Source organism: Streptomyces sp. NPDC102406 (assembly GCF_044765725.1).
GTDB lineage: Bacteria > Actinomycetota > Actinomycetes > Streptomycetales > Streptomycetaceae > Streptomyces.
Genome location: NZ_JBIWKP010000011.1, coordinates 112020 through 136141, shown reverse-complemented (window position 1 = coordinate 136141; position 24122 = coordinate 112020). Strand labels below are relative to the sequence as shown.

Sequence of the window (24122 nt, the reverse complement as noted above, 5' to 3'; positions counted from 1 at the left end):
GGTGCGCATGAGTCCGCACATGCGTCAGCACGTGAGTCAGCACGTGAGTCAGTATGTAAGGACAATAGGTTGACGGGGTATTGGTGCGGAGGGCAGGCTCGAACCGTGCGAGCGGGACAGCACCCGCCCACCACGCCGCGGGAACCAGGGAAGAGGCTCGGTATGCCGATCGAGTTGGCCCGTACCGTCCACGCCGTCCAGGCGGACCGCACGGTCCGCGTCGCCGAAGGAGGAGAGCTGTGACCGCGCCCCTGGCCCAGCGCGTCGCCGGAGCGCCGATCTCCTGGGGGGTCTGCGAGGTTCCTGGCTGGGGACACCAGCTCACGCCGAACCTGGTGCTGCGGGAGATGCGTGAAGTGGGCCTGCGAGCCACCGAGTTCGGGCCCGAGGGGTTCCTCCCCGACGCCCCTGCCGACAAGGCCGCGACCCTCGCCTCGTACGGTCTCCGGGCCGTCGGCCAGTTCGTCCCCGCCGTGCTGCACGACCCGGGCCACGATCCGCTTCCGCAGGTCGAGGCGGCCGTCGCCGGGCTGCTGGCCGCGGACGCGGGCACCGTCGTCGTCGCGGCGGCCACCGGCACCGACGGCTACGACGAGCGTCCCGCGCTCGACGCCGCGGGCTGGAGGACGCTGCTGGCCAACCTCGACCGGATCTCCGCCGCCGCCGCGGGCGCCGGGCTCGTCGCGACGCTCCACCCTCATGTGGGGACGATGGTCGAGTCGGGCGAGGAGACGCGGCGCGTGCTCGACGGCTCGGGCATCGGCCTGTGCCTGGACACCGGGCACCTGCTCATCGGAGGCGGCGACCCCGTCGCCCTCGCGGCCGAGCACCCCGAGCGCATCGCCCACACCCACCTGAAGGACGTACGACTGGACCTGTGCGAGCGGGTGCGATCCGGGCGGACGACCTACACCGAGGCGGTCGCCGCCGGGATGTACGTGCCGCTCGGCGCCGGTGACATCGATATCGCCGCGATCGTCCGGCTGCTCGAGAACTCCGGGTACGACGGCTGGTACGTACTCGAACAGGACACCATCCTCGCCTCCGCACCGGACCCGGACACCGGTCCCGGACCGGCCGACGCGGTGCGCGCGTCGGTGGACCACCTCCTCTCCCTCACCCCCGCCGCGAAGGGCTGAGCCATGGCCCACGACCTCGTCGCCATCGGGCGGACCGGCGTCGACATCTACCCCCTCGATCACGGTGTCGGCCTGGAGCAGGTGCGTACGTTCGAGAAGTTCCTCGGCGGAAGCGCGACCAACGTGGCCGTCGCGGCGGCCCGCCACGGGCGCAGCGCCGCCCTCGTCTCCCGGGTCGGACAGGACCCCTTCGGCCGGTACGTACGGCAGGAAGCCGCGCGGCTCGGGGTGGACCCGGCCCACATCACCCCGCTCACCGCACCGGGCGGACCGCCGACCCCGGTGACGTTCTGCGAGGTCTTCCCGCCCGACGACTTCCCGCTCTACTTCTACCGGTACGCCGGCGCGCCCGACCTCATGATCGAGCCCGCCGAGCTGCCGCTCGACGACATCCGGGACGCCGCCGTCTTCTGGGCGACGGTGACCGGCCTGTCCGCCGAACCGAGCCGGTCCGCGCACTTCGCCGCCTGGCAGGCCCGCGGGCGCCGCCGCCACACCGTCCTCGACCTGGACTACCGGCCGATGTTCTGGGACGGACCCGAGGGGGCCGGGCGGCAGGTGGAGCGCGCGCTCGACCACGTCACCGTCGCCGTCGGCAACCGCGAGGAGTGCGAGGTCGCCGTCGGCGAGACGGAGCCCGGACGGGCGGCGGACGCGCTCCTCGACCGGGGCCTCGAACTCGCCGTCGTCAAACAGGGCCCCAAAGGGGTACTGGCCGCCACCCGGGACGAACGGGTCGAGGTCGCCCCGTTCCCCGTCGAGGTCGTCAACGGACTCGGCGCGGGCGACGCGTTCGGCGGCGCCCTCGTGCACGGCCTGCTCAGCGGCTGGGAGCTGCGCCGGATCATCGAGTTCGCCAATGTGGCGGGCGCGCTCGTGGCCGCCCGCCTCGCGTGTTCCACCGCCATGCCGACCACGTCCGAGGTGGAGGCGGCCCTCGCCTCACCGTCGCCGGTCCAGACCGTGGGGACCACATGATCGACGCCGCACGACTCACCGACATCCGGGCCCGCGAGCCCGAGCGCATCGGGCGCGCCTGGCAGAAGCGCTCCCGCCGCCCCCTGCACGGCGACGACGGCCGCCTGCTCATCGTCGCCGCCGACCACCCGGCCCGCGGTGCCCTCGGCGTCCGCGACGACGACGCGGCCATGGCCAGCCGCACCGGGCTCCTCGACCGGCTGGTGACCGCCCTGTCCCGCCCCGGGGTCGACGGCGTGCTCGGCACCCCGGACCTGCTCGACGACCTTCTCCTCATGGGCGCTTTGGAGGACCGGGTCGCCATCGGGTCGATGAACCGCGGCGGGTTGCAAGGTTCCGTCTTCGAGCTCGACGACCGGTTCACCGCCTACACCGCCGAATCCATCGCCGCGCAAGGGCTCGACGGCGGCAAGACGCTCGCCCGGATCTGCCTCGACGACCCGGGAAGCCTCAGCACGCTCCAGGCGACGGCCGCCGCGGTCACCAGTCTGGCCGAGCACAGCCTGATGTCCATGATCGAGCCGTTCCTGAGCGTGCGTGAGGAGGGCCGCGTCCGCAACCTCCTCGACCCCGACAGCGTCATCAAGTCGATACACATCGCGAGCGGGCTCGGCGCGAGCAGCGCCTACACCTGGCTCAAGCTGCCGGTCGTCGACGAACTCGAACGCGTCCTGGACGCGACCACGCTGCCGACGCTGCTGCTCGGCGGCGACCCGCAGGGCGACCCCCACGACACCTACGCCGCCTGGGGCGCCGCCATGTCCCTGCCCGCGGTGCGCGGCCTGGTGGTCGGGCGCACGCTTCTGTATCCGCCGGGCGGTGATGTCGCCGCGGCCGTCGACATCGCCGCCGACCTCGTCCACGGGAGCAGCCGATGAACGACAACGCCCGCTGGGTCCTGCCCCTCGGCAGCGCCGCCGACGACGGCTGGGAGGTCGCCGCCACCGCCTCGCCCCCGGACTGGCGGTACACGAGCCTGCGGGTCGCGACCCTCGACGCCGGCGACACCCGCGTCCTTGAGGCGGCGGGCTGGGAGCACATCGTCGTGCCGCTCTCCGGAGGCGTACGGGTCCTGGCCGTGGCGCCCGACGGAAAGACGCACGAGGCGCGACTCGCCGGACGCCGTGACGTGTTCAGCGGGCCCACGGACACCGCCTACGTACCCGCCGGGTGGCGCCTGACGCTGCGGGCCGACTCCGGCGCGGCGCGCGTCGCGGTCGCCGGGGCCCGCGTGCCGGAGAACGGAGGCGGGCAGGCGTTCCGGCACGTGGCCGCCGCCGACGTGCCGGTCGAAGCGCGCGGGGCCGGTGTCTGCTCACGCCAGGTGCGCAACTTCGGCACACCGGACGTGCTCGACGCCGAGGCCCTCATCGCCTGCGAGGTCATCACCCCGGCCGGGAACTGGAGTTCGTGGCCACCGCACAAGCACGACGTCGAGCGGCCGGGGGAGGAGACCGCGCTGGAGGAGATCTACTACTTCGAGACGCAGCCGACCGACGCCCGAAGCACCGACCCCGTCGGCTACCAGCGCGTCTACGCCTCCGACCCCGACCGCCCGATCGACGTGCTGGCCGAAGTGCGTACCGGAGACGTGGTCCTTGTGCCGCACGGCTGGCACGGACCGGCCATGGCGGCGCCGAACGCCCACCTCTACTACCTCAACGTCATGGCCGGTCCCGGACCCGTACGCGCCTGGCTCATCTGCGACGACCCCGCACACGCCTGGGTCCGCGACACTTGGCGCGACCTGCCCTTCGACGCGCGACTCGCGCCGACCCCCTCCCTCCCCGACGAAGCCGCAGGAGGTGCCGCATGAGCACGGGACAGGCCACGACGGTACGCCTGACCGTGGCGCAGGCCACGGTCAGGTTCCTCGCCGCCCAATGGAGCGAACGCGACGGGCGGCGCAGCCGCCTCTTCGCCGGTGTCCTCGGCATCTTCGGCCACGGGAACGTGGCGGGCCTCGGCCAGGCCCTCTTCCAGCAGGAGGGGGAGCCCGACGGCCTCCCGTACGTACTGGCCCGCAACGAACAGGCCATGGTCCACACGGCGGTCGCCTACGCGCGGCACCGGGACCGCCTGGAGACCTGGGCCTGCACCGCCTCCATCGGCCCTGGTTCCACCAACATGCTGACCGGTGCGGCGCTCGCGACGATCAACCGGGTCCCGGTGCTGCTGCTGCCCGCGGACACCTTCGCCACCCGCCCCAGCGCCCCCGTCCTCCAGGAGCTGGAACAGCCCGGCGCCGCGGACATCACCGTCAACGACGCCTTCCGGCCGCTGTCCCGCTTCTTCGACCGGGTCGTCCGGCCCGAACAGTTGCCCTCCGCACTCCTCGGCGCCATGCGGGTGCTCACCGATCCGGCCGAGACCGGCGCGGTGACGATCGCGCTGCCGCAGGACGTTCAGGCCGAGGCGTACGACTGGCCGGTCGAGCTGTTCGACGCGCGGACCTGGCACATCGCCCGGCCGCCCGCCGAGGCGGCCCGGATCGCCGCCGCCGCCGAGCTGCTGCGCTCGGCGCGGCGCCCGCTGATCGTCGCGGGCGGCGGCGTGCACTACTCGGGCGCGGAGGCGGCCCTGACCGCGTTCGCGGACGCGACCGGCATCCCGGTGGGGGAGACCCAGGCCGGAAAGGGCTCCCTGCCGCACGGCCACCCACAGGCGATGGGCGGCATCGGCTCCACGGGAACGACCGCGGCCAACGCACTCGCCCGGGACGCCGACGTGGTCGTCGGCATCGGCACGCGCTGGGCGGATTTCACCACCGCGTCACGAACCGCCTTCCAGCAACCGGGAGTTCGGTTCATCAACATCAACATCGCCGGGTTCGACGCGGGCAAACACGCCGGCCTGTCGGTCGTGGCCGACGCCCGCGAAGCCCTCACCGCACTGACCACCGCGCTCGACGGGCACCGCGTGCCGACGGAGTACGAGGAGCGGCAGGCCGCACTCTGGCGGGACTGGGACCAGCAGGTGGAGGACGCCTACCGTCCGCCCGCCTCGGTGACGGACCGGCTGGCCGAGGGCGCCCTCACCCAGGGCACCGTCCTCGGCTGCGTCAACGAACTCGCCGACCCTCGCGACGTCGTCCTGTGCGCCGCCGGATCCATGCCAGGCGACCTGCACAAACTGTGGCGCGTTCGCGAACGCAAGGCATACCACGTCGAGTACGGGTATTCGTGCATGGGCTACGAGATCCCGGCCGCGCTAGGTGTCCGGCTCGCCGACGACACGCGGGACGTGTTCGCGATGGTCGGTGACGGCGGCTATCTGATGATGCCGACCGAGCTGGTCACGGCGGTGCAGGAACGTGTGAAGGTCATCGTCGTGGTCGTCCAGAACCACGGCTTCCACTCGATCGGCTCGCTGTCGGAGTCGGTCGGCTCCCAGCGGTTCGGGACCCGCTACCGCTACCGGTCCGCCGAGGGGCGTCTTGACGGGCCCCGGCTCCCCACCGACTTGGCCGCCAACGCCCGCAGTCTGGGAGCGCACGTCATCGAGGTGCGCTCGCGCGGGGCGCTGGAGAAGGCCATCGCCGAGGCCAAGGCGTGGCCCGCGGACGGCGGCCCCGTCGTGATCCACGTCGAGACCGACCCCACCATCTCCGCCCCGGACAGCGACAGTTGGTGGGACGTGCCGGTCAGCGAGGTCTCCACTCTCGACTCGACGCGGGAGGCATGGGCGGTGTACGCCGACCACAAGGCGACTCAACGACCGCTCCTCGCCCCGACGACTCCGGATACGGACCGCCCGCCCCGCGAGTGATGCGAACGCGGGACGGGGCGACAGGGCGAACGGGGCGAACGGGGCGGACAGGGCGGGACAGGCGCCGCGGAACGAAGCCGTCAGTCTGCCGATGCCGATGCCGATGCCGATGCCGATGCCGATGCCGATGCCGGTACGGCGCAGGCGCAGGCGTCGGCGATGGCTTGGATGTCCCAGTAAAACGGACGGACCTCGGTGATCCGCCCATCCTTGACCGTGATCGCTTGCGGAAGCGGGAAGCTGAGTTCCCGGCCGGTCGCGCGAGCGCGGGCACGAACCTGTGTGAGCACGACCGCAGTCTCACCCGCGGCGAGGAACTGCTGCTCCACCCTGTCGAACGACTCCCACACCTCTCCCATCCTGAGGAAGAACCGCGCCATACCCCGGTGCGCACGCCACGTGCCCCCATAGGGCAGAGAAGCTGCTTGATGCAGCTCGACGTCCGGCGAGAAGAAGGGGGCGAGCCGGTCGAACCGGTGCGCGCCGTGCGCTACTACGAGCAGCAGGGGCTGCTCACCGCGGAGCGCAGCCCGGCAGGCCAGCGCCTGTACCGGCAGGATGCCATCGCGCGGGTAGGAGCAGGACCAGCCCATGCACGGTTGTGCCATTCCTACGGAAGTCACCGTGGCGTGGGCCGCGGGGGCGAGCTCAACGTATTCGCCTATCCCAACGATCCTGAGCGTTCCCCCCGCTGGAGCATCCAGTAGTTTGTCGTGCCGCCGAGCAAGCGCGGCGAGCGGAACCGCGGTACGCGCTACCGGCGCTGGATTCGTCTGACGAAAACCGGAGAGCGCACCGAGGACACCTGCCCGCCTCCCCACCAGTGCCGTCCGCCGCCCTCCAGGCGCGCGTATCGACGCCGTCTTGTGCAGCCCGCCCGGCGTCTCCGCCTGGCCGTCATGGCGGCGACACGCGAAGACGCCAACAGCGTTTCTCTCCGTATCGACCACGCCCTTCCCGGCGCCGACGGCACCCCCGAACCCTGGCCCCAGGCCGTCACGGAGTTGACGCGCTGGCCCCCGCCACCGAAGGCGGCACCCGGCAGGCGCCTGAACGGGCCGGTCACCCGGTGCGGTTGACGCTCCACAGCGGTACCTGTTCGAAGAAGGTGACCGCCTCTTCCCGCCACCGTGAACGCCAGCCGGCGGCCACCTCGGTGGCCTGCTCCGCGAAGCGGCGCATGTCCGCCTGCATCCTGCCCGGCACACCATGACGCTCCGCGATCGCCCGTACGGCGGCGATGGTCTCCGGCGGGCAGGACGCGTCACCGAGCGCGGCCTCCACCACGCGCCGCTCGGCATCGTCAACAGCCGCAAGCAGGACACTGACCGTGTAGCTGTGCTTGCCGTCGCGGATATCAGTGCCGGTCGGCTTGCCCATGACGGACGCGTCCCCGAACAGATCCAGGTAGTCGTCGCGCATCTGCCCGCTGATCCCCACCAGCCGCGCGTACTCCCGCAGTTCCTTATCGAAGAGCGCCGGCTGCTCGCCTGCGGACAGGAGCCCGAGTTGCAGGGGTGCGAGAATCGAGTAGCGGGCGGATTTGTAGTCGGCCACGCTGTGCAGGACCTCCTCGCCCGGCGCGTCGGCGAAGTCGCGTTCCAGGTCGACGATCTGGCCCACGAACGTGTCGGCCGCTGCCCATGTCTGCACTTCGACCATGGCCTGCCGCATCGCCATAGGCGCTCGCGCCTCCAGCAGCACCTTCAGCGACAGGGCGAGGGCGAGGTCCCCCGCGAGCACGGTCAGGCCAAGGGCCGTCCGCGGCCGGTCGGGGAACCGCTCACGATAGGCGTAGTAGGTGGACGGGCCGCCTCGGCGGGTGGGGCTGTCGTCGATGAGATCGTCGTGCACCAGACCGTGGGTCTGCAGCAGCTCGATACTCAGCGCCGCAGCCTCCAGCCCCTCGACCGGCTCGTCCGTCACCAGACGCGCCGCTTCATGCAGCAGAACGACCCGCATCCGCTTGCCGCCCCGCAAGGACAACTCCCGCAACAACCGCAAGCACTCCGGGGTGAAACGACTGAACGACGGCGCGTCCAGCCCGGCGCTCAACGTGTCGAAGTACTCCTCGAAGAGCGTGTTGAACCGGCGCTCATATCCGGCGATGCGATCGAGAACCTGCTCGGTCATCACGAGTTCTTCCTGCTGGGAGCGGCGGATGACACCGCTGTGGACGTGCAACGGTTGACGTGTGGTGCCCTGGGGGCCACGGTCGCTGTTCGGGGTCAGGAGGCGTACTGGGTGCCCCGCTCCCGCCCAGGACACGCGGGAGGTGTTCGTAGCCGGGAGTGATCACCCGCTCGGTCTCCTCGCGTGCCCCGTCGCGGGCAGGATGTCCCGGATCTTCGCCGCTTCACGCTCGTCCAGATCGGCTCGGCCCACCAGCCGGTCGGTCGCTCCCACTGGACCACGTCAGCATGCCGCGGGCCCAGGACCGGCAGAACGGTCCGCCGGGACCAGGAGGATGCGCCTTCGGATGTCATAGGACGTCACATGGTCACATGGGGCACAGTGACGCCGAGCCTCAGGGGGGATCTGGTGTGACCCGACGGTCTGGCCGATGCCGATGCCGATGCCGATGCCGGTGCCGGTGCCGGTGCCGACGCAGTCCCGTCGCGGAGCCGGCGCCCTGAGGCGGGGCTGATAGAGAGGGAGGCTGCTTCATCTAGATGGGGCGGCTGCTGCATCGCGGCCGGCCCAGTCTGTCGAGCGCTGAGCGGCGTTCGTCGATGAACTTGTCGGCGCGGCGGCGTACGTGCGCCGTCCGCGCCGCGGCCGACCGGGGCGTCGCCCTGGCCGTGGTCTCGCGTCCGCCGGCAGCGGGACCGGCGAGTTCGGCGGGCAGTGGCTCGGCGTTCTTACGGGGGGCGTTGAGACACCGGCCGCAGGGCTGCGACCCCGGGTGGAATCGTGAGCCTGAGCTGTCCGCGAAGTCGGCGTGTGCCTCGGCGACGGCTCCGGAGTACGCCTTCTGCTTCTCGTGCTCGGGGAGTGAGCGCGCCGTAGATGCTCCCGGACAACACCGGTGCTCAAGTCCCTCGTCAGCGGTGCGTCCGTGCCTCCGGAACCGGCAACACCGCCCCCTCCCGGATCATGAATACCAAGGGGGGAGTGCGTGCCGGACCCGGAGGCCGGTGGTCTCAGTGCAGGACTACGAACGAGGTAGCGGGGGTGTGTCAGTCGAAGACGACCGAACGGACCTTGAGTCGCTCCGATGCTCCACCGGTGTGCGGGCGGAGTTTGAAGAACTCACCCTGGCAGTCGGGCTCGCTGAAGACCGTTGCCCAGGCATCCGTGCGGTTCTTCGGCGAGTGGCCGGGCTGGGGGTTGTCCTGGCCGACGCCGGGGAGAGTGAGGCACTGGTTGTTGGGCGGGTCAGTGAGGAAGCCGGTGACCTCGTATCCCTCGTCGGTCAGGTAGTCGTAGCGGAACTGTCCGGCGGCGGCCGATGCGGAAGAAGGGGTCGCGGTGAGGAGCAGAGCGGCGCCGAGAACGGCTGTGAAGGCGGAGCGAAGACGCATGGGGGTCTTTCTGTTGAGGGATGTTGCCGTGGCCTTTACTGCCCCGGTGGGGACAGCGCGCACCGCCGCTTCACCCGTACGGACACTGAGGAAACGAACCTGCACCGGTCAGACGCGCCAGCGCCTTGCTCAGGATGGAGGACGTAGGTCTCCGCGCCAGCCGCGTACGCGCGCAGCTCCTCGGCGGCGGGCCCGATCGCCCCGGCCTTCGGCTCGCACAAACGGATGCCGCCCCACCTCTCGACGTCGCACACCCCGCGCCCCATCCTGTTGCCGATTTGCAGTCCACGTGCAGCGTTTCCAGGGGGACCCCATGCGATCCATAGGTACTGGCAAGCTCGGCTTGGCCGCCGTACTCGGCACAGCGGCCCTGATCACGGCCGCGACCGCGACCTTCGCGCCCGGTGCGGCGGCCGACGGCACCGTGGGCAACAGTAATGGCGCGGCCAGCGTCGACTGGAAGACCAGCGGCAACTACTTCACCGTTCACGACCTCAAGCCCGACGGCAAGGCCACGATGGGCATCATCGCCGTCATGGACGAGTACAGCGGCAGGTACGACTATTACGTCGACTACGTCTACAACAGGAAGGGGTACGACGGCCCCGCGGTGACCAAGCAGTTCGCCCAGACGCAGATCTACAACGGCGCGTGGATCCGCTATCAGGCGTGCTTGTCGTCTCTGGAGGGCGAGCCGTACAGCTGCGGATCCTGGAAGTACGACCGAGCCTGACACGAAGCCTGCGCCTACGGAGAGTACGGCTTGCGTCCGGGTCGTACGACGTGGCGACGACCCCTTTTCGAGGCGCGGGCGACACCCGGTTACGTGCCCCGGTACTCCGCATGCGAGGCAGCCCGGCTCGGTGATCAGGCGGACGCATGGGCGGCATTGGTGGAGGCAGTGCCCGGATCGGCCGGCAGCTCCAACCACTGCTGCCGCGGGCCGGAGACGACGACTTCGCGGGGCCGACCGGCTCGGCGCCCATCTGTCGCCTGCGTCAGCTTGACCGCTGAAGCGGGCCGGCGCGAACACGTCGCGCAGGCCCGTCCGACGGGCCGCTGTCGTGGGCGCCGCGGAGCTGCCTCGCGGGCTACCGGGTGCGGAAGCGGCGGTGGAGGTTGCGGGCCACGAATACGCCGGGACCACCGAAGCCGACGATGTCGACGCGGCCGTCGCCGGTGATGTCGGTGAGGAAGCGGGGGTGGCGGTCGACCCGCCAGGCGCCGGCGTCGTCGCTGTGTCCGAAGCCGCGGCATACCAGTTGGGCCTGTTCGAATCGGCCGTCGCCGCGGTTGTGCGCCACCCAGACGCCCTCGTCGCCGAAGCCGACGATGTCCGGGTGGCCGTCGCCGGTGACGTCGGCGAGGAGGCGTAGGTGTCTGCTGCTCGACCAGCCCTGGGCCTCCCCGAAGTCGTTGAGGACGATGTGCGCGGGCTCGAACGTGCCGTCCCCGCGCCCCCGGGCCACCACGACCCCTTGCGGGCCGAATCCGACGATGTCCACCGCCTCTTCGCTGGCGGTGCTGAGCAGGAAGCGGGGGTGTTCGGTGGCCGAGCTCCAGCCCTGGGCGCCCCCGAAGTCGTCGAGGACGTACAGGGGTTCGGCGAAGGTGCCGTCCTCGTCCTGGAGGGAGATCCAGAGGCCGTCGTCGTGGCAGCCGATGAGGTCGAGCCTGCCGTCGCCGGTGGTGTCGGCGAGGAAGCGGGGATGCTTGTCGGCCAGCCAGCCGCCCGCCTCCTCGTGGTGGCCGAACGCCCTGAGGGCGGGCTCGTCGCCGAGCGGTGCGTACTTTCCTTCCTCGTCCTGGAGGGAGATCCAGACGCCGTCGTCGTGGCAGCCGATGAGGTCGAGCCTGCCGTCGCCGGTGGTGTCGGCGAGGAAGCGGGGATGCTTGTCGGTCGACCACGCGCCTGCCTGGGGGCCGTGCCCGAACGCCTTGAGGACCAGCTCGCCGCCCGCGGGCGCGAACGTCCCGTCCTCGGCCTGGGAGGAGACCCGTACCCCCTCGGCGGAAAGGACGACGACATCGGGGCGGCCGTCGCCCGTCATGTCCGCGAGGGTCCACAGGTCCGCGGGTTTGGCGGAGGGCGCGGGTGGGTGCAGGACGCGCTCGTCATCGTCGAACATGCCGTCGCCCCGGCCGGACGACGTCACGGCTCCCTTCGCGGGCTTGAGGCCGACGATGTCCTGTCGTCCCTTGCCCGTGGTGTCGGCGAGGAACCGTGCACCGACACCCGCCCACCAGCCAGGTTGTCCGGTGGGGGTGGGGAAGTGACTGGGCCCCACGGTGTTCCATCCGCCGGCGCCCGGGTTGCTGCCGAACCGGTCGAGGACCAGCAGCACGTCGCTGAAGGACGGGGAGGCGTCGGGTGCCGGGCGCAGCGCGGGGGAGCGGTCAAGGCGCCAGGACTGGCGACCGTTCCAATGGCTCAGGGGCGTCCAGCGCAGCACCGGGTCGCTGGTGCGCTCGGGTTCGGCGGTCACGAATCGCCAGCGCTGGCTCAGGGCGCTGTCGTCATAAGCGCTCAGGATGATGCGGGTGTCGACCTCGCCGGGGTCGGCGAGGTCGAGAACGACGTCACCGGAGATGTCCTCGATGAAGTAGAGGCCGGCTTCGCCCTCGACCGGGACGACGTGCCACTGCTGACTCTTCTTGCCCGCGGCGGCGTCCTGCCGGCGGACGCCGCGGTCCGCGGTGGCGGGGTTGTCGAGCACCTTGCCGTCGGCCGCGTTGCGGATCACGTAGGTCTTGTCGTCCTGCGGGGTGGGGGCCGGGGTGAGTTGCCACTGTGCGGGGCTCGGACCGTCGTCGGGGAAGTCGCGGACGACGAGTGTCCCGTCCGCGCTCGGAGCGGCTTTGGTGCCGAGGGGTTGTCCCGTGGCGGCGTTGACGATTGCCAGCTTCAGTTCGTGTGTGGGCACGGGCATTGTGATGCCTCTTCCAGGCGGCGCGGGCGTGGGCTCGGGAGGGGGCGGCGCGGCGGTGGCCGCGGATCACGTGAAGACGTGGTGGTAGGGGACGTTCCACTCGCTGGGCAGCCGCGGGTAGAAGGTGTTGATGACGGTCCCGGTGAAGTCCCCGCCCCAGTTGTAGGTGAGCCGCACTTCGCTGTCGGCCGTCACCGCGTGGTCCTTGAACCCGAGGATGGCATCGGGGTGGGTGATCGGGACGAAGGTGATCCCGCCCCACGGTGTCACGGTGACGACCCACAATTGGGTGTCCTCCAATGCGCCGTTCTTCCCGCGCCACTTGTCGCCGACCTTGTCCGGCAGGCCGACCTGCACGGTGTCGGCCGTGCTCTTGGGGGCGTCCTGGTGGACGGTGATGCGCCTGCGCTGGGGCTTGGGCGTGCCGTCGTCACCGCGTCCCGCGTCAGCCTGACTCGCGCCCGCGCCCGCGCCCGTGGCGGCGGGGGGTGGCACCTGGCCTGCGGCACTTTCGATGCAGTACAGCGGCCGCTGGCCGAAGAAGCCGGCGGGGGAGAGGTACCAGAGGTGACCCTGGGCCTCCTTGGTGGCCGGGTCGAGCGTGGTCGCCAGCTTCACACCCTTGTCGTGGCTCTCCGGCTTGAGCTCTACGGGTCGCAGGTAGCCGCCGTTGAAGGCGTGGACGAGCATGACAGGTTTGTTCTCGACCAGCGCCGCCACGATCGCGTTGTCGTAGCTGTTCACCGCCACCGGGCCGCCGACCACCAGATTCGACATCGTCGTGCGTTCTTGCGTGTACATCGCGGAAACCTCACCTGTTTCTGATGTGGGAGGGAGAACGGCGCGTCGCGGCGCTCAAGCACTGATTAAGCACGTGGCATAAACGCTCGGTCAATAGCGCTCGACCGAAGGCGCACCGAAAAACGAATGCGCGACCGAGGCAAATACCCCCAAAGCTGGCGGGATTCCAGCTACACCACCCTTGGGCGTGAATTGCGGAGAGATGGCGTGTGATTCCTGAGGCTGGCGAGAATTCCTCGTCACTCGATTGAGCGTTGACCGTGAATGGGTCTTCTCGGCAAATAGGGTCCGTGCTAGCTTCGATTCGGAACGTGTGCGTAGTCCGCCTGTTCCCACATCACCGTGCGGGGTTTCGACCGGATCAGCCGAGGACAGACATTGCCTTCCAACGCGTACAACCTGGAACGGGCCAAGCGTCAGCCACTGACCAAGAAGAACTTGCGCGAACTTGGCATCGCGCAGGCTCAAGATGCCATTCTGGGCCATCCCAGTCTGGTTTTCGTCGACGACTACGGCGTGCAGCACAAGCCCGTCGGATTCTCCGTGAACAAGCTGCGGTTCGGCGACTTCACCGGGAAGCCGGCGTTCGATCTGGGGTGGCTGGCCTACATGAACCTCGGGGAACCGCTGATCGAGGAGCGGCGCGACATCGCCCAGCCCCCACCCGACACGTTCTCGTCGCGTACCTACGTCAATCGCGGCAAGGACGAGATGACTTTCGTCGACTCGGTCGATTTCACCGTGTCGAACGGGGCCACCTGGTCTCTTTCGGGAGACACCAAACTAACTTTCGGCGGCAATGTCAGCGCGCAGCTTCAGTTGCAACTGCAGCTACAACTGGGGCTGAATCTCCAGGCGCAGCTACAGGCTCAGCTCAAGAACGAGATGACGAACAAGAACTCGAACACGGTGACCAACAAGAACAGCAAGGACAGCGTGGGCGTGGACAACGCGAACGCCGTCGACATGGGTATGACCAACGGGATGACGAATACCGCGACGGGCTCGGTAACAGGATCGACAGCATTCACGACCACGGGCAGTGCATCGGGCACCGCCGGGCTCAACGCCGCGCTGGCGCAAGGGGTCGCGGCCTCCGTCGGCGGTTCTCTGAACACCAGTTGGGCCTCCAAATCCCAGATCTCCGGAAAAGTCCCGCCGGGCTCTCGTGTGGAGACCCTCGTGACCCAGCGCCGGACCCGCAAGCAGTACACGTACGAGATCCCGGTGACCTTCTCCGGTCTGCTCGCGGTGGAGTACGCGGTGCCGGTGAAGGTGCTGTCACCCCCGCAGCCCGGTGACTACCCCGGCCTCGAGCGGCTGGTCGCCCGCGACATCAACGAGATCGGCTTGGCGGACGGCGGCTTCCGCATGCAGGGACTGGCCGAGGTCGTCTCCGCCCTGGAGGTCCACCACACGATGTTCGACGGCGAGAACCTGACCGACAGCGAGCGCGATCTGTACAAGGGGCCCTGACCACGCGTGCGGCTCCGCCACGACCAAAGGTGACGATCATGGTGTTCGACAACATCTTCCGCTTCGCAGGCCAGGGCACAGGCCTCTTCTCGGTCATCCCCGACCAGGGCAAACCACGGCCGGGTACGGACATCGACTTCGAGGACGCCGACGACGGCACCTACGACGACACGACCACAAGCCTCTACACGCACGGCATCCATGGGGCCACCTCCCGGGCGAAGATCGTGCAGGAGCAGTCACCCGAAGCACGGGTGATCCTGGGATTTCTGGGCTCCTTCATCCACAGCACGCAGGCATCGGCCGACGCGCAGGCGCAGTACGCCCAGCAGCCCAGCTCGGTGTCCGCGGCGGCGGCCGGCGGCATGCAGGAGTCGAGTGCGACGGTGACGGGGCACAGCGGCCTCAAGAAGCCCGCGGACCTGGATGACATGCCGAAGAAGAGCGAGTGCATGCAGCCCAAGCCGGCGGCCGCCGAGGCCAAGAAGCCCGAGGCGCCCAAGGCCTCCGCCGAGAAGCCGGGCCGCTCCGAGTAGCCTTCCGGATGACGAGGGGTTCAGGGACGTCCTCGTCCCTGAACCCCTCGCTCATGTCTCATACAGGGAGCAACTGCCACTGCCGGCCGCGGTGGTCGCCCTCCGCCCCGAACTGCGTGACCGCCGCTGGACCGTTGGACTCCACGCGCAGCAACAGGCCGCTGTGCCCGTTGGCGATCTCGTACACGCGCGGGCTGTCGGCCACCGCGCCCACCGGGATCAGCCTCCACTGCTGATGGCGTGCGTCGCCCCCCTCATAGGCGCGCTGCGCGACGGCCGCTCCTTGCGCTGTCCCCGCTCCTACGACTTCCAGGACCTTGCCACTGCGCACGTTCTCGATCCGGTACAGGATGTCTCCGTCGTCCTGGCCCGCCGCGAGCAACCGCCACCGCTGGTGGTCGCGGCGGACGGCGAGCGACTGATGGACCTCGGCCCCGTCCTTCACGGACTCGCGCGAGACCCCCATACGCAACCGACTGCGTACGTTGGCCCAGCAGACCACGGTGCCCGCGTCGGGCAGCCCGGCCAGCCTCGCTGATCTGATCTTCCGGATCCGGTGATTGTCGAAATCGGAGATGTAGAGGGTGTCGACACAGTCGACAGCGAGCCCGCGCGGGTTGTTCAACCGGGCCACCGTGGCCGGGCCGCTGTCGCCGCTGAAGCCCGCGGCACCGGTGCCGGCGACCGTGCTGATCTTCCCGTCCGCGCCGATCCTCCGGACGCGTTGATTGCTGTGGTCGGAGATGTAGAGGGCGCCGCCGCTGTCCGCCACCAGGGTCAGAGGGAAGTTCAACTGAGCGGAGGCAGCGGGACCGCCGTCACCGCTGTAGCCCGCGGTGCCGGTCCCGGCGATCGTGCTCATCGTTCCGTCGGCCGTCACCTTACGGACCCGGTTGTTACTGGAATCGGCGATGTAGAGGTCGCCCTCTTGGCCCACCGCCACCCCATGCACGTTCTTCAGTTGAGCTGAGACCGCTGGGCCACCGTCTCCCTTGAATCCAGCGACCCCGCTCCCCGCGACCGTGCTGATCGTCCCGTCCGTAGCGATCTTGCGGATCCGTTGATTGCTGTAGTCACAGATGTACAGGGCACCGGTGGTGTCCAGCGCGATCCCCAACGGGAGGTTCAGCCGGGCGGAGACGGCGGGTCCGCCGTCACCACCGAAGCCCGCGACGCCGGTCCCGGCGACCGTACTGATGACCCCGTCCGCGGTGATCCTGCGCACCCGGTGGTTGCTGGAATCGGTGACGTACAGCGTGCCGCCGGCGTCCACCACCACCTCACGCGGATTGTGCAGTTGGGCCGAGCGGGCAGGTCCGCCGTCACCGCGGAAGCCCGCGGCGCCGGTCCCGGCGACCGTGCTGATCTTCCCGTCTGTGGTGATCTTGCGGACCCGGTGATTGCCGAAGTCGCAGAAGTAGAGAGTGCCGTTGCCGTCCACCGCGATCCCGTACGGACGGTTCAACTGAGCTGTCGCGCCAGACTCGTTCTCTCCCTTGAACCCGGCCACCCCGGTCCCGGCGACCGTGCTGATGGGGGGGACGGAGGACTCGTCATCCGCCGCTGGTGCTTGAGCAGTACTCATCGGTCATCCCTTCACGGTCCCCGATCGACCGCTACACACGGTTCTTACTGATTCCAGAAAGTCACAAGTGCATATGCGGCGGCAAGTCCACTAGCGGGTGGTTTGCGAACTGTGTTAATGGGATAGCGACGGGACGGCACCCTCCGAACGGGCAACCAGCACGCAGGAGTTGCCAGATACGGACGAATTCTGTCGTCGAACTGGCTCTGTCACAGGTGGCGCTCTGCGATCCGGCCAGGCTGAGCCTGGAAGGCGGCGCGCACTCCCGCCACGCAGTTTGGACGCCGGACAGGCGCGCCCTCACCGCCGGTGCAGGCGAGCGATGCCGTGCATCGCGTGCTGCGCTCAGTCGTCTCGCAGTCGGCCGTCGGCAGACGACGGCATTTTCCAGGTCGGCATCCGGGCGAAGGCGTGCTCGACGCGGACGCCGACTTGTGGGGCCTGTTCCCGGTCGGGCAGGCCCTCTCCTTGTGGCGGCGGTACGGCACCACGGTGGTCCCGGCCGGGCTGTTGCGTGCGGGTCACGCGAGGCTTGCCATACTCCCCGAATGGAGATGCGAGCCGTGGAGGCGGCGCGGCGTTGGCTGGCCGATCAGGGCGCCCGTCAGGTGCTTGCGGTGGCGGGAGTTGGTGCTGGTCAGGCGTTGTGGCGGGTGCCGTCGTTGTCGCAGGGCAGTTCATCGGCGCTGTGGCGGGCGAGGAAGTCGCGATTGGCCTGGTGTTCGACTTTGGTGATGGCGGTGGGCTGGACGTCGATGATGCCGCCGAAGGGGCGGTCGACGTCGCGGATGATGCACAGGGTGGTGGTCAGCAGTGCGGTGATGACGACCAGGGTGGTGATCTGGCCGCGGTTGTTGCGCCGGGGCAGGCAGACGCCGAGGGCGATCACGGTGATGACGAGGGTGGAGAGGAGAAACCAGAGGATGGCGCTGGGGATGCTGGCGGTGGCCTGGGTGAGGCGTTCCTCGCGTTCGTCGGAGCGTTTGTTGTCGGCGGCCACCAGCATTCCGAAGACGGGCTTGTCCTGTACCTCGCGGAAGACGCGCCGCAGGTCGGTGGACCAGACGCTGGGGGCCGTGGAGCTGTTGCCGTCAGCCATGGCCGGCCATTCCTTGGCGCGTACCGCGCGGGCGTAGCAGACGGCGTCGGCCTGCACTTCGGCCCGCTGCCTCGCGGGGGCGTACTCGGCGGCCTCGACGAGTTGGTCGACGGCGCGGGCTTCGCCGCGGGCGGCGACCTCGGCTTTGCCGTAGGAGCTGTTGGCAGTGACCAGGACGAAGGCGAGCAGCAGCACGGTCAGTGTGAGGAGTGGGCCCACGAGGTCTTTGACGGCCATGCCGGTGTCGTCGTCCTCACTCAGCAGGAGGGGACGCAAGTAGCGGTTGGCGGCAAGTCCGGCCAGCAGGGCTGCTACGGCGACGACGATGACAAGGACCACGGAGCAACTCCTGCAGGGCGCGACGGCTGGTGTGTCCCCGTGCACGGGGCGCCGGAATCATCTCCCGCACCGGACACCGCACGCAGCAGCAAAAACGTCTCTTCGCACCCGAACGAGCGACGCCCCTTGGACCGGAAAGCCCCGCACGCCAACCGCACAGATGGCCCAGCTCCGAGCCGCTCGGCTTCCCGCCTGGTCGGCCCGGTCGCGGTCGTGCCCGGCCTGTACTGCTCGATCTACACGAACCCGATCAGCGGCATGCCACGCGAACTACCCTGGGCGCGGACCGGATCGGCAGGGGCCCTGGCCAAGGCCCTCTGACCGAGACGGCCGCACCCCGGGCGCCTACGGCTTCACTCCCGGGTTCAGCACGACCTTCGCCTTGTTGTTGCCCGGCTTCGGGTCGAACGGGAAGGTGTCGCCATAGGGCGGTGTGAGCGTGACCGCTCCGGTCGCACCGGGCAGCACCGTGTCGACGCGCAGAGCGAAGGCGAAGTCGCGCACCGCGTCGGGGGCGGCCCAGATCGGCAGCGAGCACGCGTAGCGCGGGGCGCCGGTCGTGCCCTCGTAGTACTCACCGGCCAGGGTGGTGGGGTGGCACTCCTCCTCCGGGTAGCCGGTGACGGTTGCGCCCCGCGGCACGACGAAGCCGACGGAGGCCACCGGATCGCCCGAGCCGAGGTTGGCCACCCACGCCGGGCCCGTGTTGCGGAAGCGCAGGCGCGCGGTGACGGTCTCACCGGCCGCGCCCCGGACCGTGGCGCCGCGGACCCGGAAGTCCGCGGTGTTGTCGGCGCGGACGGCCGCGTACGCCGAGTCGTTCCCAGTGTCGATGTCGGTGGCGCCGCCGCCGAGCGTGACGTTCACGCCGAACCGCTCGTCCATCGCGTGCTCGCGGACCGCGAGTCCGACCCCGCCGGGCAGCGCGAAGGTCTCACCGGGTTCGAGGACCGTGTCGTAGGTGCAGGTGGCGAAGGTGATCGGCGCGTTCCCGCCGCCTGTGGTGCGGTACTGGCACTCGGGCCGGCGCGCGTCGAAGTCCAGGCCGTACGGGACGTTCATCTCCAGGGTGAACCCGTGTGCGGCCTCGGTGCCGCGGTTCACGACCGCCACCGGCTGCGTGAGGGAGGAGCCGAGCACGGCGTGTTCGACGTCGTGCACGCCGACCGGAGTGAGATCGGGCCCGGCGGCCACGGAGACGGTGGTCTCCTGCTCATAGGCGGTGAGGGTACCGTCGGGGCCGCCGGTCGCGGTCGCGGAGTAGCGGACGGTGCCCCGCGCGCCGGCCGCGGCGCCGGGTGCCGCCCGCACCGTGAGTCGTATGTCGTCGGCGTCACCGGTGTTGCTGACGGCGGGCACCGAGCAGACGGCCGTGGGGCCGGTGGGTGCGCAGTTCGACGGCCACTCGATCTCGGCGACGGCGGCGATCCCCGAGGCGTCGACGTGCACCCGGCCGTCGACCACCTCGGCGTCGGCGTTGTCATGGTAGAGCCCGACGTCCAACACCCGTGCTTCGCCCGGGCTCTGAGTGCCCCCGGCCGGGAGCGAAAGCTCGTAGGGGGTGTTGAGCCAGAGCTGATCGCTCTCCGGTTCGTCGGCGAACGCGTGCGCACCGAGGGGACCGAGTGCGACCAGGGCGGTCAGCGCGGCCGCGACCGTGACACGGGCGGGGAGTCTCATGGCGTCCTCTGTGGTGGTGGGAGGCGCGGCCGGATCGGACCGCCCGCGAAGAGAGACGATCCGGCTGCGTAGAGGGTTGTACGGCGCCGTGGCTATGACGTGGCGCGAGCCAGCGGAAGCCAGCGGACCGCGGAACGCACTGGGCCCAAGGCGGGGAGCACTTCAAATGTGCCGTGCTGCCAGCCGGAGCGGCCCGACCGTGGAGGACCGACCGTGGAGGACCGACCGTCCTGAGGGCCGCTATCTCCGAGCGGTCCGGTTCGGTGGCCGTACGAGGTTTGCGCTCGCCCCGGCCGTCTCCGCCGCCGCATCGCCGCTTCGGAACACCGTCTGCCGCTGAACCGGCGCCGGGCTCTGCGGACTGCCGACCGGTCAGCCTCAACCCGGCCCCGGCCGGTGCGGTGCCGGGTTGAACGGCGTTCGCCCGGTGTCAGTCGCCGTCGAGGACGAACGCGGTCAGTGCGGCGGCGACGGCGCCGGGCTGCTCGTCGGAAATGAAGTGTCCGGCGTCGGGCACGACGACGCCGGTGGTGTTGTCGGCCCAAGGGCTAAGGGATGCCGCCATGTCCGGGATGGAACCATGGCTGCTGGAGATGCCGAGGACGGGCAGGGCGAGGTGTTGCCGTTGGAGCGCCTCGTGGTTCTTGCGGGCCGACTCGGCGGCATCCCGGTAGTAGGCGAGGGAGGCGCGGAGCCCTCCTTCGGCGGCGACGGCGGCCGCGTAATGGTCGATCTCGGCGTCCTCGAACGTGTCGGGCGAGTGGGACTTCGCCTTCAGGAACCAGCCGACGTACTCCCGCTCCCGGCCGGTCAGCAGCGTCTCGGGCAGGTCGGGCACGAGGTGGAACGCGAAGTGCCAGGTCTTCCACGCCCGCTCCGGGTCGGTGGGGATCGTGTCGGGGAGAGTGACGCCGGGGATGCCGGCGTCGAGCAGGGCGACCCCGCGCAGATCGCTTTCGTAACGCAGCGCGAGGGAGAAGGCGACCCAGGCGCCGATGTCGTGAGCGGCCAGCCAGTAGGTCGACACTCCGAGCGCCCGCACCGCGGCATGCACGTGCGCGGCGACCGTGTGCGTGTCGTAGCCGCGCTCCGGCCGCTCTGAGTGGCCCTGGCCAGGCAGATCGACCGCGATGACGCGGAACCGGTCGGCGAGGGTGGGCATGACCTTCCGCCACGCCCACCAGCTCTGCGGAAACCCGGCGAGCAGGACGACGGCCGGGCCGTCCGGCCGGCCGCCGTCGACCGCGTGCAGGCGGACGCCGTCGGCGTCGACCCAGCGGTGCGTGAAGCCTGCCAGGTCGAGCAGCGGGAGTTCGGGGACAGGGTTGCTCCGGGACATGACCATGCTGGGACGGTAACACTTCTTGAACTGATCGATTCAAGATAGGGTCGTGCCACACAGCACGGTGCCGTGCCACACAGCACGGTGCCGTGCCACACAGCACGGTGTCGTGTCGCACAGCACGGCTCGGCAGGGATCATCGACGCAGCGGCAAGGAAGTGCCTGTGGCAGGCAAGAAGCAGTTCGACATGGACGTGGTACTCGACGCCGCGATGATCCAGTTCTGGCGTGCCGGTTACGCCGACACCTCGCTGGACGACCTGTCCCGGGCGACCGGCCTGAATCGCAGCTCCATCTACTCCTCGCTCGGCGACAAGGACACGCTCTTCCTGCGTTGCCTGGACCGCTATGCCGCGCGCTACGGCGACAAGTACGACGAGGCCCTTTCGGATGCGGCCGCGGATCCGCACGCGGCCGTCCGGGCATTCTTCGACGTCACCCTCGCACGCATCGCCGATCCCGGACTGCCGGACGGCTGCCTGGTCGCCCAGTCGGCCATGGCGATCCCGGTACTGAGCGACGCCGTCGCGGCCCGCGCGAAGGAGGCACTGGGGTTCCAGCGCTCGCGGTTGCGCACCGCGCTGACGGCGGGCGGGCTGGCCGACCAGGAGGCCGAGGCCTTCGCCGACCACGTGGCCGCCGTGAACCAGTCCCTCGCCGTCATGAGCCGGGCCGGGGCGAGCCCGTCGCAACTGCGGGCCGTCGTGGGCGTGACCCTCGACGCGCTCTCCCGGGCGGCGACAGCTACGTAGTCTCCAGCCCCCAGATTGGCGTGCATGGAGCACACGCTGGGGGAAAGTCAGAAACCGCTGTACGCGCCCCTGGCCGAAGGGCCTACCGGGTGGGGGCAGGCAACCCTCTCTAATGGCTGCGGCTCCGCGAGGCGGCCTGATCGATGCATCTCGATGCCGACGGCCCAGACTCCGGGGCGCCTTCTTGCTGTGCCGTCAACACACAAAGAACCCCGCCGCGACGGGGGAGACACGGCGGGGCTCTGCACTCCGAGTGCCCGGCCACCGCGCAGGTATGCGGGCCCCGCGCGGCACAGCGACGAGCCGACGTATCGCTCGATCGGGCGGCTCTCCTTTCCGGCCCCGGGCGTACAGTGCCGTCACCGACCCGGCGCTCATGGCGAGTGTTTCGGAGTCACCTTTTGACGACTGTCCCGATGGCTTCGCAGTCCGCAACATCGTCACAGGCCTCGCGGGCATCGCCCTGTCCCCTCAACTGTCCTGTGCTGCCACTGCCGCTGCCGCGACCGCTGGGATGACCGAGAAGGCGTTGTGCATGTGCTGGATGAGTGCCGCGCGGTCTTGCTGCGTGGCGTCCGATCAGGTCCACGCCTCCAGTGCGCAGTGCCAGGCGGCCAGCATGAGCCTCGGGCAGCCGACGCCGGCTTCCCGCCGACGCAGGCCGGTGCTGTCCACGCCGTCCGGGCCGTCGGGCGCAGAAGGCAGTGCCCGATCTGACCGCAGACCCGCGCCGTGTCGAGAATTACGTCCTCCCGCTGGAGAACATCCGTGCCCAAGCGGCGTACGGGAAGCCCAGTGCCGTCGACCTCCTGCTGGTCCTCAACGCGGATCCGCGCCCCGGGCAGGGCACCGTGCTGCTTCTCCGGGAGGGGCCCTCGGGTATCGCCCGCTCCCGGTGCCTGGTTACTGGTCACTGTTCACGGGCAACCGTCGCGGCCATGACCGTACCGGCGGTCAGCGCACCGCTGGAAGAGGGCGCGCGGCCTCCTCCGACGTGTAGGAGTAGGTGAAGGTGAACGCGTGCGGGGACGGGCCGTCGGCCCGCAGCGCCGCCAGCCGGTCCAGCGCTTCCTCGATGGTGGGGATGTGCCCGGCGGGTACCCACCAGAGCACCATGTGCGCCTCGACGTGCCGGTCGAACCATTCGCGTCGACGCCGCATCACTTCCAGGTGCCCGCTGCGGTAGGTGAAGTCCCACAGTGCCTGCTGGGTCTCCCACACCGAGAGGTTGACGACGACGTCCTCGCCGGCCGGGCGCAGTTCGGTGGCGTCGTCCGCCCCGTCCGCCACGAGCCGCCATACGAAGCCCGGCGCAGCGTCGGCGGCGGCATTGACCGGGTTGAGCTGCTCGACGAAGTCCGCCATGCGCGGGTCGTCGAAGGAGTGGCGCAGCGTGACGACGTTCAACTCGGCCAGGTGGAAGGCATGTTGGGGTGAGGTCATGCCTCATCCCAGCATGCGGCTCTTTTCTATGTCAATGCTTGTTGTTTTTAGACTCCTCGATCACCACGCAGCAATCCCCTGGACGGGCGTCCATTCGGGCGCTGACGGGGCTCGCGCCGAGCAAGCCCTCAAGAAGCGCCAGGTTCATCCCGCATACGAGCGGCGGGAAGCGGTCGGCTACGACGTGGAAGGGGCAGTTGCGCATGCGGAGGAGGCGCGAGGCGGATGTGTCAGTGGCCGCCTCACCGCTCTCAGCGTTCTCGGTGCTCTCCAGGTAGGGCGCATAGCCCCGCGCGGTCAGCATCTCCATGGCCTCATCGAAGCCACCGCAGGGTGCCGCGGTACCGCGTTCCGCCTCTCCCCGGCGGCGCGCCGCCGCGAAGAGCCGGGCGTCGAGGCCCGCCTGCTCGGCCGTCTCGGCGAGCAACTCGGCGAGCGTGCGGTAGTCGCGGGCCGGCAGCGACACCGACCGCTCGGCCCGCGCGGGCGTGTACACCTTGGCGGGGCGGCCGGCCCCCGGCCCCGAACGGCCCGTCAGGCGACGGCTCCCGCTGTCCAGTAGTCCGACCTCTGTCAACTTGTCTAGATGATGCGCGGCCAGCGTGCGTGCCACCCCGACGGCCTCGGCCGCCTCATTGCGGCCGACCTCACGGCCCTGTGCCGCCACATACTCGTACAGGCGGCGCCGTACCGAATCCTGCAGGGCCGCGATCGCGTCGATGTCCTCCAC

At 70.0% G+C, this 24122-nt stretch carries 21 protein-coding genes and 1 pseudogene; 11 read left to right on the top strand and 11 right to left on the bottom strand.

The genetic code is table 11. The annotated features are described in order from the left end of the window. Positions 1 to 105: 105 nt before the first annotated feature. Genes ACIRF8_RS31885 through iolD form a run of 6 tightly spaced genes read left to right on the top strand, consistent with a single transcriptional unit; the run spans position 106 to position 5885 of the window. The gene (locus tag ACIRF8_RS31885; RefSeq protein ID WP_404220487.1) at positions 106 to 243 is read left to right on the top strand and encodes a hypothetical protein; all 138 of its coding nucleotides are present in this window, start codon (positions 106 to 108) and stop codon (positions 241 to 243) included. Then, the gene (locus ACIRF8_RS31880; RefSeq protein WP_404220485.1) at positions 240 to 1139 is read left to right on the top strand and encodes a sugar phosphate isomerase/epimerase family protein; all 900 of its coding nucleotides are present in this window, start codon (positions 240 to 242) and stop codon (positions 1137 to 1139) included. The genes ACIRF8_RS31885 and ACIRF8_RS31880 overlap by 4 nt, the downstream gene beginning before the upstream one ends. A gap of 3 nt (positions 1140 to 1142) precedes the next feature. Next, positions 1143 to 2117 carry a 5-dehydro-2-deoxygluconokinase gene (iolC, locus tag ACIRF8_RS31875; protein WP_404220483.1) on the top strand — a complete coding sequence of 325 codons (975 nt, stop codon included), beginning with the start codon at positions 1143 to 1145 and terminating at the stop codon, positions 2115 to 2117. Next, entirely contained in the window at positions 2114 to 2995 is an 882-nt protein-coding gene (locus tag ACIRF8_RS31870) for a deoxyribose-phosphate aldolase (RefSeq protein WP_404220481.1), read from the top strand. Before iolC ends, ACIRF8_RS31870 begins: the two co-directional genes overlap by 4 nt. After that, entirely contained in the window at positions 2992 to 3933 is a 942-nt protein-coding gene (gene iolB / locus ACIRF8_RS31865) for a 5-deoxy-glucuronate isomerase (protein ID WP_404220478.1), read from the top strand. Before ACIRF8_RS31870 ends, iolB begins: the two co-directional genes overlap by 4 nt. After that, entirely contained in the window at positions 3930 to 5885 is a 1956-nt protein-coding gene (iolD, locus tag ACIRF8_RS31860; protein ID WP_404220476.1) for a 3D-(3,5/4)-trihydroxycyclohexane-1,2-dione acylhydrolase (decyclizing), read from the top strand. Before iolB ends, iolD begins: the two co-directional genes overlap by 4 nt. Positions 5886 to 5965: 80 nt before the next feature. Here iolD and ACIRF8_RS31855 read toward each other — a convergent pair whose 3' ends face one another. Then, entirely contained in the window at positions 5966 to 6388 is a 423-nt protein-coding gene (locus tag ACIRF8_RS31855; protein ID WP_404220680.1) for a nuclear transport factor 2 family protein, read from the bottom strand. Here ACIRF8_RS31855 and ACIRF8_RS31850 point away from each other — a divergent pair. Further along, a pseudogene (locus ACIRF8_RS31850) lies at positions 6362 to 6460 on the top strand (MerR family DNA-binding transcriptional regulator); the annotation flags it as partial. The gene ACIRF8_RS31855 and the pseudogene ACIRF8_RS31850 overlap by 27 nt on opposite strands. 487 nt (positions 6461 to 6947) lie before the next feature. On the opposite strand, the gene ACIRF8_RS31845 reads toward ACIRF8_RS31850, so the two are convergent. Together ACIRF8_RS31845 and ACIRF8_RS31840 are read right to left on the bottom strand one after the other, a co-directional pair. Continuing rightward, positions 6948 to 8018 (bottom strand): polyprenyl synthetase family protein, encoded by a 1071-nt coding sequence (locus ACIRF8_RS31845; RefSeq protein ID WP_404220474.1) that lies wholly within the window; start codon positions 8016 to 8018, stop codon positions 6948 to 6950. A gap of 1046 nt (positions 8019 to 9064) precedes the next feature. After that, entirely contained in the window at positions 9065 to 9409 is a 345-nt protein-coding gene (locus ACIRF8_RS31840; RefSeq protein WP_404220472.1) for a hypothetical protein, read from the bottom strand. Between the two features lie 313 nt (positions 9410 to 9722). Between ACIRF8_RS31840 and ACIRF8_RS31835 the strand changes: the two genes are divergently transcribed. After that, entirely contained in the window at positions 9723 to 10142 is a 420-nt protein-coding gene (locus ACIRF8_RS31835; protein WP_404220470.1) for a hypothetical protein, read from the top strand. Between the two features lie 358 nt (positions 10143 to 10500). Here ACIRF8_RS31835 and ACIRF8_RS31830 read toward each other — a convergent pair whose 3' ends face one another. Continuing rightward, the gene (locus ACIRF8_RS31830; RefSeq protein WP_404220468.1) at positions 10501 to 12339 is read right to left on the bottom strand and encodes an FG-GAP-like repeat-containing protein; all 1839 of its coding nucleotides are present in this window, start codon (positions 12337 to 12339) and stop codon (positions 10501 to 10503) included. 66 nt (positions 12340 to 12405) lie between these two features. Next, on the bottom strand, positions 12406 to 13140 hold the full coding sequence (locus ACIRF8_RS31825) for a hypothetical protein (protein WP_404220466.1): 735 nt from the start codon (positions 13138 to 13140) through the stop codon (positions 12406 to 12408). A gap of 378 nt (positions 13141 to 13518) precedes the next feature. On the opposite strand from ACIRF8_RS31825, the gene ACIRF8_RS31820 reads away from it, so the two are divergent. Together ACIRF8_RS31820 and ACIRF8_RS31815 are read left to right on the top strand one after the other, a co-directional pair. Next, complete coding sequence (locus ACIRF8_RS31820) at positions 13519 to 14616, top strand: hypothetical protein (protein WP_404220464.1); 1098 nt, start codon at positions 13519 to 13521, stop codon at positions 14614 to 14616. Positions 14617 to 14654: 38 nt separating this feature from the next. Next, positions 14655 to 15152: a hypothetical protein gene (locus ACIRF8_RS31815; protein ID WP_404220462.1), complete on the top strand. Its 498-nt coding sequence runs from the start codon at positions 14655 to 14657 to the stop codon at positions 15150 to 15152. Between the two features lie 58 nt (positions 15153 to 15210). On the opposite strand, the gene ACIRF8_RS31810 is transcribed toward ACIRF8_RS31815, so the two are convergent. From ACIRF8_RS31810 to ACIRF8_RS31795, 4 genes are all read right to left on the bottom strand, one after another. Further along, on the bottom strand, positions 15211 to 16737 hold the full coding sequence (locus ACIRF8_RS31810) for an RICIN domain-containing protein (RefSeq protein WP_404220460.1): 1527 nt from the start codon (positions 16735 to 16737) through the stop codon (positions 15211 to 15213). Between the two features lie 637 nt (positions 16738 to 17374). Then, complete coding sequence (locus tag ACIRF8_RS31805) at positions 17375 to 18175, bottom strand: hypothetical protein (RefSeq protein WP_404220457.1); 801 nt, start codon at positions 18173 to 18175, stop codon at positions 17375 to 17377. Positions 18176 to 18520: 345 nt separating this feature from the next. Then, positions 18521 to 19855 (bottom strand): hypothetical protein, encoded by a 1335-nt coding sequence (locus ACIRF8_RS31800; protein WP_404220455.1) that lies wholly within the window; start codon positions 19853 to 19855, stop codon positions 18521 to 18523. 430 nt (positions 19856 to 20285) lie between these two features. Then, on the bottom strand, positions 20286 to 21200 hold the full coding sequence (locus ACIRF8_RS31795; protein ID WP_404220453.1) for an alpha/beta fold hydrolase: 915 nt from the start codon (positions 21198 to 21200) through the stop codon (positions 20286 to 20288). A gap of 161 nt (positions 21201 to 21361) precedes the next feature. On the opposite strand from ACIRF8_RS31795, the gene ACIRF8_RS31790 reads away from it, so the two are divergent. Next, a complete protein-coding gene (locus ACIRF8_RS31790; RefSeq protein WP_404220451.1) occupies positions 21362 to 21949 on the top strand; it encodes a TetR/AcrR family transcriptional regulator in 588 nt (195 codons plus the stop codon). 954 nt (positions 21950 to 22903) lie between these two features. Here the strand turns inward: ACIRF8_RS31790 and ACIRF8_RS31785 are convergent. Both ACIRF8_RS31785 and ACIRF8_RS31780 read right to left on the bottom strand, forming a co-directional pair. Further along, on the bottom strand, positions 22904 to 23392 hold the full coding sequence (locus ACIRF8_RS31785; RefSeq protein WP_404220449.1) for a DUF3291 domain-containing protein: 489 nt from the start codon (positions 23390 to 23392) through the stop codon (positions 22904 to 22906). A 31-nt stretch (positions 23393 to 23423) separates the two neighbouring features. Beyond that, on the bottom strand, positions 23424 to 24122 hold the full coding sequence (locus tag ACIRF8_RS31780) for a helix-turn-helix transcriptional regulator (protein WP_404220447.1): 699 nt from the start codon (positions 24120 to 24122) through the stop codon (positions 23424 to 23426).

What these genes read in the sequence shown, in the direction of transcription:
- iolC (WP_404220483.1), top strand. Translation starts at nt 1,143, where the DNA reads ATGGCCCACGACCTCGTCGCCATCGGGCGGACCGGCGTCGACATCTAC.
- ACIRF8_RS31795 (WP_404220453.1), bottom strand. Translation starts at nt 21,200, where the DNA reads ATGGTCATGTCCCGGAGCAACCCTGTCCCCGAACTCCCGCTGCTCGAC.
- ACIRF8_RS31785 (WP_404220449.1), bottom strand. Translation starts at nt 23,392, where the DNA reads ATGACCTCACCCCAACATGCCTTCCACCTGGCCGAGTTGAACGTCGTC.
- iolD (WP_404220476.1), top strand. Translation starts at nt 3,930, where the DNA reads ATGAGCACGGGACAGGCCACGACGGTACGCCTGACCGTGGCGCAGGCC.
- ACIRF8_RS31810 (WP_404220460.1), bottom strand. Translation starts at nt 16,737, where the DNA reads ATGAGTACTGCTCAAGCACCAGCGGCGGATGACGAGTCCTCCGTCCCC.
- ACIRF8_RS31800 (WP_404220455.1), bottom strand. Translation starts at nt 19,855, where the DNA reads ATGAGACTCCCCGCCCGTGTCACGGTCGCGGCCGCGCTGACCGCCCTG.
- ACIRF8_RS31835 (WP_404220470.1), top strand. Translation starts at nt 9,723, where the DNA reads ATGCGATCCATAGGTACTGGCAAGCTCGGCTTGGCCGCCGTACTCGGC.
- ACIRF8_RS31815 (WP_404220462.1), top strand. Translation starts at nt 14,655, where the DNA reads ATGGTGTTCGACAACATCTTCCGCTTCGCAGGCCAGGGCACAGGCCTC.
- ACIRF8_RS31825 (WP_404220466.1), bottom strand. Translation starts at nt 13,140, where the DNA reads ATGTACACGCAAGAACGCACGACGATGTCGAATCTGGTGGTCGGCGGC.
- ACIRF8_RS31840 (WP_404220472.1), bottom strand. Translation starts at nt 9,409, where the DNA reads ATGCGTCTTCGCTCCGCCTTCACAGCCGTTCTCGGCGCCGCTCTGCTC.
- iolB (WP_404220478.1), top strand. Translation starts at nt 2,992, where the DNA reads ATGAACGACAACGCCCGCTGGGTCCTGCCCCTCGGCAGCGCCGCCGAC.
- ACIRF8_RS31870 (WP_404220481.1), top strand. Translation starts at nt 2,114, where the DNA reads ATGATCGACGCCGCACGACTCACCGACATCCGGGCCCGCGAGCCCGAG.
- ACIRF8_RS31830 (WP_404220468.1), bottom strand. Translation starts at nt 12,339, where the DNA reads ATGCCCGTGCCCACACACGAACTGAAGCTGGCAATCGTCAACGCCGCC.
- ACIRF8_RS31845 (WP_404220474.1), bottom strand. Translation starts at nt 8,018, where the DNA reads ATGACCGAGCAGGTTCTCGATCGCATCGCCGGATATGAGCGCCGGTTC.